Origin of the sequence: Alteromonas halophila (genome assembly GCF_014651815.1) — a bacterium.
Classification (GTDB): domain Bacteria; phylum Pseudomonadota; class Gammaproteobacteria; order Enterobacterales; family Alteromonadaceae; genus Alteromonas; species Alteromonas halophila.
The window spans coordinates 1-9967 of sequence record NZ_BMXP01000018.1; the positions used below are offsets into that span (position 1 = coordinate 1).

Below are 9967 nucleotides of genomic sequence, written 5' to 3' on the forward strand. Positions count from 1 at the left end.
CTGTTTCGAGTCTGAATTCAGGGCTGAAATTCGGGCCTTTCTTCTTTGCCATTTTGTCACCTAATGTTGTTATGCTGCTATCATAGCAGCTCTAATTAGGTGGCCAAATTCACTATGCCACTACATTTACTTTGGTCTGTATATTTATATCTTATGATTCAATTACAAAACTTCTTAGTCAGCAAACTTCAAGCTGGAGCACTATGGGGTTAATCATTTTAGTTACTTCTTTGCTTATCAACCCTATTCTTATTTATTTCAAAAGAAAATATGGTCGTAAGCTGGACAGCCCAGCGTTACTTGCCGATGCCAAAGATACCTTTATCTGTTTATACCAGACTATCGTTGTTCTTGCTGGTTTGCTATTGGTAAATTGGTTAGGTTGGTGGTGGGCAGATCCTGTGGCGGCGTTGCTCATTGTACCTTATGCAGCAAAAGAAGGTTGGGAGGCCTACACTAAAGCAAGAGAAATCAACGTTGATAAGAAGTAACTGGCGAATACAATACTTTCTCTCAAAACTGACTTAATTCATAGTATAGAAACTATAATCGTTTTTTAGTTACTTAGATTTTTATCAGGTAATGCTGTTAACTGAGCAGATAAAACGAAGCGCCTAGTCTTCGGAAGACTACACAGAGTGTACGAAGCCATTTAGCCAATGTTTAGGATATAAAAATCAACAGGAATCCATAAAGCTTTTAACTGAATCAGGGTTAGATTCACATCGTGCGAAAGGAGGGGAAACATGAGTGAGTTTTTAACGCAATGGCAAGAGGCCGCCCACACTACTTTGGGCCTATTTTGGATGGCTTTTTGGGCCTTCGCGCTTGGTTACCTAATAAGCTCAATGATCCAAGTTTTTGTCACCAAAGAGAGAATGCAAAAGTCCATGGGAAAAACCGGACCCAAAAGCGTCGCATTGGGCACTTTCTTTGGTTTTATTTCCAGTTCCTGTTCCTTCGCGGCTTTATCAACAACGCGTGCTCTATTTGCAAAAGGTGCAGGCTTAATCCCTTCGCTTGCTTTCATGTTGGCGTCCACCAATTTGGTGGTGGAATTAGGCATAATCATTTCTATCTTTCTTGGGTGGCAGTTTGTTGTAGGAGAATATGTCGGTGGTATTCTACTTATCCTAGCCGTTTGGCTGTTGGTCAAACTGACGTGTAAAAAAGAGTTTGAGGAAAAGTCGCGAGAGCATGCAAAAAAAGCAGAAGGTGGCGATAACCAAGCGAATAGCAAGGAAAAAAGCTGGAAAGATAAAATAGTGAGTAAAGCGGGATGGCACCAAGTTGCTAGCCGCTACACGATGGAATGGAAGATGGTATGGAAAGATGTAACCATTGGATTCACTGTCGCCGGTATCATTGCGGTATTTGTTCCCACTGAATTTTTTCAATCACTTTTCATCGGAGCCGGGCAAGAATCGAATTCCTTTTTGCAAATTCTTGCGCAAACCATCGTTGGCCCCGTCGCGGCCTTTTTTACTTTTATCGGCTCCATGGGCAACATTCCGCTAGCGGCCGTGTTATTCGGGCAGGGGGTAAGTTTCGCTGGAGTAATGGCGTTTATCTTTAGTGATCTGGTGGTATTTCCAGTGTTGCGGATTCAGGCGCAGTACTATGGCTGGAAAATGGCCATTTATATACTGATTGTATTTCTATGTGCGCTTGTGGGCGTATCGCTCGTCATGCACTATGGACTCGATCTCTTGGGACACTTGCCTGATGCTTCAGGATTTCAGTCAATGACAGATCGTGAGTTTTTTAACATAGACTACACGTTTTTCTTGAACTTGCTCTTTCTCGCGCTAACCACCGCATTCATCGTTTGGCAGTACTATAAAAAAGAAAAATCGATGTCAATTAATCGAAGCCTTGGCGACTGGATACTGCTGTCGCTTTCAATTGTCGCGTATGGATGGCTTGCAATTGGTGTGGCTGTGCTTCCATTTTTCTAATCTACAAGCGCAGTTTTCTTAAATTGGGCGACCTGCATCGAGCCTACTTCTAGCCTCGTCTATACAGTCATATCTGAATTGCTGATAACCGTTGTGCTCAGTTAGTTTTTTTTGAGAGGGAATGCTCTGTATCATTTACACAAACACAAGTTTAGATTATCATGATAAGGTAATTTTAAGAGAACTGTATGTTTAAACCACTTTCAAAAGTCTTAGTTGTTGTTGCCATGCTTACTGCCTTTGTTGGGCAAGCATTTGCTTATACATCTATGTCTTGTGAAATGTCGGCAGATTCTCATCAATCTCATATGACTATGGAACACTCTTCAATGAAGTCTCATGAAGGTATGGAACATGGTGATATGAAGGCTAGTGCTTCAAGTTCAAAAGACTGCTGCGACGTAGACTGTATTTGTCCTGCAAATGCATGTACATCAGTCACATTTTTGAATTCAAACAATGGTTCACCTGATATTTTGGGCTTTACTGAAGCTATAGTGAACCAAGGCGCTGAACACCCAAAGTCAATGTCTACTTCCCTTTTCCGTCCACCAATATTTGCCTAACACAGGGTTAGTGCGTCCAAAATTTACGCACAGAATAACTTTTCTTGTTAATTAATTAAGCGCTATTGCGCCTATATTTTATCCAGCATTGTCTGGGGGCAAAATGATCAAATTATTTTTTAAGTTAGCGGTAGCTATACTGCTAATACCAGCGTTTACTCACGCTACCGAGCATAATCATGAAAGTCATGTCGAAGCAAAGCTAATCGAGTTATTAGTCTACAAAACTCCGACTTGTGGATGTTGCAAAAAGTGGATAACCCATATTGAAGATGAAGGGGTGATTGCGCACTCCAAAGATTACCGCAACATCTCCAATATAAAAACTAAGTACGGTATCAAACCTAATTATCGCTCTTGTCATACAGCCGTTACTAGAAATGGCTTTGCGTTTGAAGGGCATGTGCCTGCCAAATTCATAAAACAATTTTTAGCTGAAAAACACAACAACGCCATTGGTTTGTCAGTCCCAGCGATGCCTGTTGGCTCTCCGGGGATGGAAGTAGGTGAACGTTTTATGCCTTATAACGTGTTGATTCTATTTAAAGATGGTACTAGCGAAGTGTATGCAGAGGTGAAAACCTATGAGGAGCAATTCTAATGAAATTTGGAATTCCAAGTCTGTTAAAGATTACTGTTAGTTTAATGATCGGGTTTTCTGCATTTTATGCCCAAGCAGAAAAGATCATTTCACTTGATCAGGCGATAGCATTAGCACAGCAAAATGACCCTTGGCTGCACGGCAGCAAGTTGAAACAGCAAGCTGTTGAGTATAACAGTATAGCTTCTGGAACATTGCCTGACCCTATTATGTCTGTGGGCATGATGAATTTACCAACAGATACATGGAACTTAGATCAGGAAGGTATGACTCAATTTAAAGTTGGAGTTTCTCAAATGTTTCCTAGAGGAGATAGTTTGGAACTCAAACGACAACAGCTAAAAATCGAATCAACTAAATACCCGCTGTTACGCGAAAATCGTAAGGCGAAATTGAAAAGTGAAGTTTCCCAACTTTGGTTAGACGCTTTTCTAGCGCAACAAACCATTAAGTTAATCGAGAACGATTGGGAACTATTTGAGCAGATGGCGGAGATAGCAAAAGCCAGTTACTCAAATGTGATTGGAAAAACAAGACAACAAGATGTCATTCGAGCACAACTAGAAATCGTTCAATTGGAAGATAGGTTGACAGTCCAGAGGCAAAAATTAGAAACCTCAATTGCTCGTCTAAACGAATGGCTTCATCTTTATGATGACAGTAACTATGAAAAAGCGTTTGATTTTGACGCGCAACCAATGGCATTCAATGTCTCAGAAACTCTACCTGAAATTCGATTGCAAACCCCCGCATTTTTAAAGAAGGCTCATTATTCGCGAAATGCTCTGGCATTAGAATTAGAAAATCACCCTGCGATTCGCTCAATTGATGTTCAGAAAAAAGTGACTGAAACAGCTGTTGATATAGCCAAACAACAATATAAGCCCCAGTGGGGAGTAAACGCCAGCTATGCCTATCGTGATGATATGCCATCAGGAGATAATAGAGCAGACTTGTTTTCTGTTGGTGTGACGTTTGATTTACCGTTATTCACTGAAAATAGACAAGATAAACAAGTTGCCGCATCAATCGCGGAAACAGAAGCTGTCAGAACAGAGAAATTGCTGTTAACAAAACAAATGATTAGCGAAATTGAAAAAGAGCTAAGGCAGCTGAAAAGACTATCAGAAAGGCAGTCAATATATAAAGAACAATTGCTTACGCAAACCCACGACCACGCAGAAGCTTCGTTGACTGCTTATACCAACGATGATGGTGATTTTTCTGAAGTTGTTCGAGCTAGAATCGCAATGCTTAATGCCAGAATTTCCGCACTAAAAATAGATGTTGATGCATTGAAAACAGTAACTCGTATCAATTATTTCTTCGCACAGTCACATTCAAAATCAGCACCCGCACACACTGGTAAATTCGGAGAGAAATAATGTCATCTAATACAAAAATAATTATCGCGATCATCATTGGTGCAGCAATAGGTGCTGGGACATTGGGTTTATTCCTAAATCCTAACTCTGAAGGACCGAAAACAAATTCTGAAGAGAAAAAGCCGCTTTATTGGGTTGCCCCGATGGATTCTAACTACCGCCGGGACAAGCCCGGTAAATCTCCTATGGGGATGGACTTAATTCCTGTGTATGAAGATGAATCATCAACTGATGACTTCGGCCCCGGTGCTGTTAGGGTCGCTCCTCATGTGGTGAATAATCTTGGTGTTCGTACCGCACCTGTTGAGCTAGAAAATATGCACACTGAAATCTCTACGGTGGGTTATGTACAATATGACGAAGATAAACTAATTCATATCCACCCACGTGTTGATGGCTGGATCGAAAAACTATACGTTAAGGCTGAGGGTGACCCTGTAGAAAAAGGTCAACCCCTTTACAGCTTATATTCTCCCCAGTTAGTTAATGCTCAAGAAGAATTGTTAATCGCCTTAAAGCGCAATAACGGCTCGTTAGTTACGGCAGCTAAAGATCGTCTTAAAGCCTTACAACTTTCAGCAGGCTTGATTAAAGAACTAGAGCAAACAAAAAAAGTTCAACAAACAATTACCTTTTATTCGCCTCAAGCAGGTGTTGTAGATGGGTTAAAAATACGAGAAGGTTTCTATGTGAAACCGGGAGATACTTTGCTTAGTATCGGCAAACTTGACCAAGTATGGGTAGAGGCTGAAGTGTTTGAACGAGATGCAGCGCTTATCAAAGAAGGGTTGCCAGTATCGATGACTCTAGACTACTTGCCCGGAGAAGATTGGACAGGTGTGGTTGACTATGTTTACCCAGCATTAAACAGTAAAACTCGCACACTTAGAGTTCGCTTGAAATTTAGTAATCCTGATTTTCAATTAAAGCCCAATATGTTCGCACAAGTTTCGATCCATGCGAATCAAGCCGACAGTGCGATTATTGTTCCTAAAGAAGCGGTCATACGCACAGGCAAGCAAGACAGAGTCGTCCTCGCCTTAGGTGACGGACAGTTTAAATCAATTGAGGTAACTATTGGTCGAGTTGATAAAGATAGTATCGAGATTCTGAGCGGTTTAAATGAAGATGATGTTGTTGTTACGTCTGCTCAATTCCTAACTGATTCGGAATCAAGTAAGTCATCAGACTTTAAGCGTATGACACATGATGAGGTGCCGAACTCTATCTGGATGCAAGGTGAAGTAAACAGCGTCATGACAGGACATCGTATGGTCAATATTACACATGGCCCGGCTGAAGCTTGGGATTGGCCGGAAATGACAATGGACTTTAATGTGGCTGAGAATGTTGATGTTGACTCTTTAAAGTCAGGTCAATCTTTACACTTCGAGGTGTCTAAAACCGAAGATAGTGGATATGAAGTAACTGGTATTCATATCATGAGTCAGCCAGAAGTATCCTCTGCAACAGTCTCAGGTTTAATTAATGAAATAACCTTAGGCAATCGCACTTTCAATATTAGTCGAGGCCCAATAGAGAAGTGGGATAGACCTGCTGCGACGATGGATTTTATCGTCGCGGAAAATATAGAAATAGCTGACTTTAATGTTGGTGACAACGTCACTTTCACGTTTGAAGTGAGAGATGAATTGGTTATCACTGAAATTTCCCTTGAAGCAAATGAAAAAAACAGCGACGAACATGAGACAAATCATGAACAGAAAGCTGTTGTCGATCATTCGAACCATTAAATAGGGAGATTAGTAATGATTGAATCAATAATTAGATGGTCAGTGGGTAACCGTTTCTTTGTGTTATTAACCACGCTTATCATCGCATTTGGTGGAATATTTGCGTTAAAAAATACACCTGTCGATGCGCTTCCTGACTTGTCAGATGTTCAAGTAATTATCAAAACGAGTTATCCGGGACAAGCACCTCAGGTAGTACAAGATCAAGTAACTTTTCCTTTAACTACTGCGATGCTTTCAGTACCGGGAGCACAAACGGTTCGAGGTTATTCGTTCTTTGGCGACTCATATGTCTACATCATATTTGACGACGACACAGACCTTTATTGGGCAAGGAGTCGTGTGTTGGAGTATTTGAGTCAAGTTGCTTCGAGTTTACCAGATGCAGCAAAACCACAGCTAGGGCCTGATGCAACAGGTGTGGGCTGGGTTTATATATATGCGCTCACTGATAAATCTGGTAATCATGATCTTAGTCAGTTGCGAAGTATCCAAGACTGGTTTTTAAAATACGAGCTTCAAACGGTTCCGGGAGTTTCTGAGGTCGCTGCAATTGGTGGCATGGTTAAACAATACCAAGTTCAAGTTGATCCAGATAAGTTGCGAGCCTACGGCATACCATTGACTCACGTTCAAATGGCGCTGAAAAGAGGTAACCAAGAAACAGGTGCGTCTGTTGTTGAAATGGCCGAAGCTGAGTACATGGTAACTGCCACTGGCTATATTCAATCCGTTGGTGACATCGAAAAAATACCGTTAGGCGTTAATGAGCAGGGTACGCCATTGCGTATTGGCGATATAGCTGATGTTGGATTGGGTCCACAGATGCGCCGAGGGATAGCGGAGTTAAATGGTGAAGGCGAAGTTGTTGGTGGCGTCGTGGTAATGCGCTTTGGAGAAAACGCACAGCAAACAATTGACGGTGTAAAAGAAAAACTTGAATCATTAAAAGCCTCTTTGCCTGAAGGTGTTGAAGTTGTTCCTGTTTATGACAGATCTAAGTTAATTGAACGAGCGGTTAGCAATCTATCAGATAAATTGATTGAAGAGCTAATTGTGGTTGCACTAATTTGTGCGGCATTTTTGTTTCATCTACGTTCTTCCATTGTCGCAGTTATTACCTTGCCTTTAGGAATTTTGGTGTCTTTTATCATCATGTACATGCAAGGTATCAATGCCAATATTATGTCATTAGGTGGGATTGCAATAGCGATAGGAGCCATGACGGACGGTGCAATTGTAATGATTGAAAATATGCACAAGCACATGGAAGCTCTTAATAAAAAGGGCGTGCCATTGACGGATGAAAACCGTTGGCAAATTGTTGCTAAAGCTGCAAGTGAAGTTGGTCCAGCATTGTTTTTCAGTCTACTTATTATCACAGTGTCATTCTTACCAGTCTTTATTCTAGAAGCTCAAGAAGGAAGAATGTTTGCCCCTCTTGCATACACTAAAACCTATGCGATGGCTGCATCCGCTGGATTGGCAATAACTCTGGTTCCCGTTCTTATGGGATATTTTATTCGTGGAAAGATTATATCGGAAAAGAAAAACCCATTGAACCGCGTACTGACCGCTCTGTATATGCCTGTGTTAAGACAGGTTATGAAATTCCCTAAATCAACCATTGTAATTGCGTTATTGGTTACCGCCGTGGGTTTTTGGCCTGTTAATAAGATTGGTAGTGAATTCATCCCGCCATTGGATGAAGGTGACCTGATGTATATGCCAACAACTTACCCCGGCATATCCATTGGTAAAGCTCGCGAATTATTACAACAAACGGACAAGTTACTTCGCACAGTGCCTGAAGTCGAGACCGTCTTTGGCAAAGTTGGTCGTGCTGAAACCGCCACTGACCCTGCCCCTTTAACGATGATTGAAACATTCATTCAGTTGAAACCACAAGAGCAGTGGCGAGACGGAGTAACCACTGAAAGTTTAAAAGCTGAATTTGATGAATTGGTTAAATTACCCGGCTTAACAAATGCTTGGGTGATGCCAATAAAAACCCGGATAGATATGCTAGCGACGGGTATCAAAACTCCTGTTGGAATAAAGGTAGCAGGACCTGACCTTGATAAGATTCAAGAAATAGGTCAGCAAATTGAACAATTGTTACCAGCGGTAGAGGGAACAGCATCGGTTTATTCCGAGCGTGTAGCTGGCGGCCGTTATATCAAAATAGATATTTCTCGTGAAAAGGCGAGTCGATTCGGGTTAAATATTGCTGATGTTCAGCAGGTGGTATCGACGGCTATTGGAGGCATGAATGTCACTCAAACTGTGGAGGGACAAGAGCGTTACCCTGTCAATTTAAGATATCCACAAGACTATAGAGATTCGCCTGAGCAACTCGCTAGATTGCCTGTTATTACTCCGAATGATCAGCGTATCGCATTGGGAGATGTAGCAGATATCCGTGTTGAGAATGGCGCTCCGGGAATAAAAAGTGAAGACGCTCGCATTAATGGCTGGTCATTTATTGATATCGAAGGCGTGGATGTCGGGACATATGTAGCGAATGCTAAAGAGTACCTTGAGCAAAATCTAGAAATTCCAACAGGTTACTCAATCTCTTGGGCTGGGCAGTATGAATATATGGAAAGAGCAAAAGAAAAATTGACATTTGTTTTGCCCTTAACGCTAGCCATTATTTTGATCTTGCTCTATTTGAATTTCCGCTCGTTTAGCGAAGTAGCCATTATTGTCGTGACATTACCTATGGCAATGATTGGTGGCTTATGGCTAATGTATTTGGAAGGATTTAACTTTTCCGTCGCTGTAGGTGTTGGTTTTATTGCGCTAGCAGGTGTTGCCGTAGAGATTGGAGTCATCATGCTGGTTTACTTGAATCAAGCTCTTACAGATCTCAAGGAAAAAGCGACCGAGCGAGCAGAACAGATTTCTGACGCAGATTATCAAGATGCCTTGTTACATGGCGCTGGTTTGCGTGTACGCCCTGTCATGATGACCGTGGCAACAATCATCATCGGTCTATTACCTATTTTATATGGAACAGGCACTGGTTCGGAGGTCATGAGTCGCATCGCAGCACCTATGGTCGGTGGGATGACGAGTGCAGTGTTACTAACTCTCATTGTACTGCCTGCTATTTATTCAATTGTTAAAAAGAGAGAAATAAATTTCTTTAATCAAGAGTTATAAAAAAGCTAAATTTAGTCGTTAAACCATAAATTTTAAAAGAGGTAAATATGAAAGCATTAATCAAAATCTTAGCGGTAATCAGCGTTGTTATTAGTAGCGCTGTGTTCGCACACGTAAATCTTGAAAAAAGTTCGCCTTCGGATAATGCAATGTTAATGACATCCCCAGAGGAACTTACACTTAAGTTCAGTAAAGAAGTGCGTTTAGTCAAAGTATCGTTAAAAAATAAGCAGGGAAAAAAAGTAAAGTTTGGCTTTCAACCTTCAAAAGAAGCGAGCAGTGAATTCTCATGGAAGCTACCTCAGTTGGCTCCAGCCAATTACATCGTAGATGTCACTTTCTTAGGTAAAGATGGTCACAAGAAGAAGGACAACTTTGGCTTCATGGTTCATTAATTAAGTAGAGTAATCCCGAATTCAGATAATAAGTGCACCACTCATGGTTAAACGGTGAGAAGAGATCAACTGCCTGTTGGTGGTACTCTGTAATCGCCAAAAAACAAGAGTATTACCATGAGTTACAAGCAGTTGATCGA

8 protein-coding genes are annotated in these 9967 nt (G+C 41.3%); all 8 read left to right on the top strand.

Annotated elements, in window-relative coordinates:
• Positions 1 to 107 precede the first annotated feature (107 nt).
• Positions 108 to 491, top strand: a complete 384-nt coding sequence (locus tag IE054_RS17560) for a cation diffusion facilitator family transporter (RefSeq protein WP_268245076.1) — start codon at positions 108 to 110, stop codon at positions 489 to 491.
• Between the two features lie 255 nt (positions 492 to 746).
• Entirely contained in the window at positions 747 to 1958 is a 1212-nt protein-coding gene (locus tag IE054_RS17565; RefSeq protein ID WP_189408560.1) for a permease, read from the top strand.
• Positions 1959 to 2146: 188 nt separating this feature from the next.
• Positions 2147 to 2524 (top strand): hypothetical protein, encoded by a 378-nt coding sequence (locus IE054_RS17570; protein WP_189408562.1) that lies wholly within the window; start codon positions 2147 to 2149, stop codon positions 2522 to 2524.
• Positions 2525 to 2627: 103 nt separating this feature from the next.
• A complete protein-coding gene (locus IE054_RS17575) occupies positions 2628 to 3125 on the top strand; it encodes a DUF411 domain-containing protein (RefSeq protein WP_024017190.1) in 498 nt (165 codons plus the stop codon).
• Positions 3125 to 4510 carry a TolC family protein gene (locus tag IE054_RS17580; RefSeq protein ID WP_009575234.1) on the top strand — a complete coding sequence of 462 codons (1386 nt, stop codon included), beginning with the start codon at positions 3125 to 3127 and terminating at the stop codon, positions 4508 to 4510. Before IE054_RS17575 ends, IE054_RS17580 begins: the two co-directional genes overlap by 1 nt.
• A complete protein-coding gene (locus tag IE054_RS17585; RefSeq protein ID WP_189408563.1) occupies positions 4510 to 6264 on the top strand; it encodes an efflux RND transporter periplasmic adaptor subunit in 1755 nt (584 codons plus the stop codon). Before IE054_RS17580 ends, IE054_RS17585 begins: the two co-directional genes overlap by 1 nt.
• Positions 6265 to 6279: 15 nt before the next feature.
• Positions 6280 to 9432 carry an efflux RND transporter permease subunit gene (locus IE054_RS17590; protein ID WP_189408565.1) on the top strand — a complete coding sequence of 1051 codons (3153 nt, stop codon included), beginning with the start codon at positions 6280 to 6282 and terminating at the stop codon, positions 9430 to 9432.
• Positions 9433 to 9479: 47 nt separating this feature from the next.
• Positions 9480 to 9827 (top strand): copper resistance CopC family protein, encoded by a 348-nt coding sequence (locus IE054_RS17595; RefSeq protein ID WP_189408566.1) that lies wholly within the window; start codon positions 9480 to 9482, stop codon positions 9825 to 9827.
• Positions 9828 to 9967 lie beyond the last annotated feature (140 nt).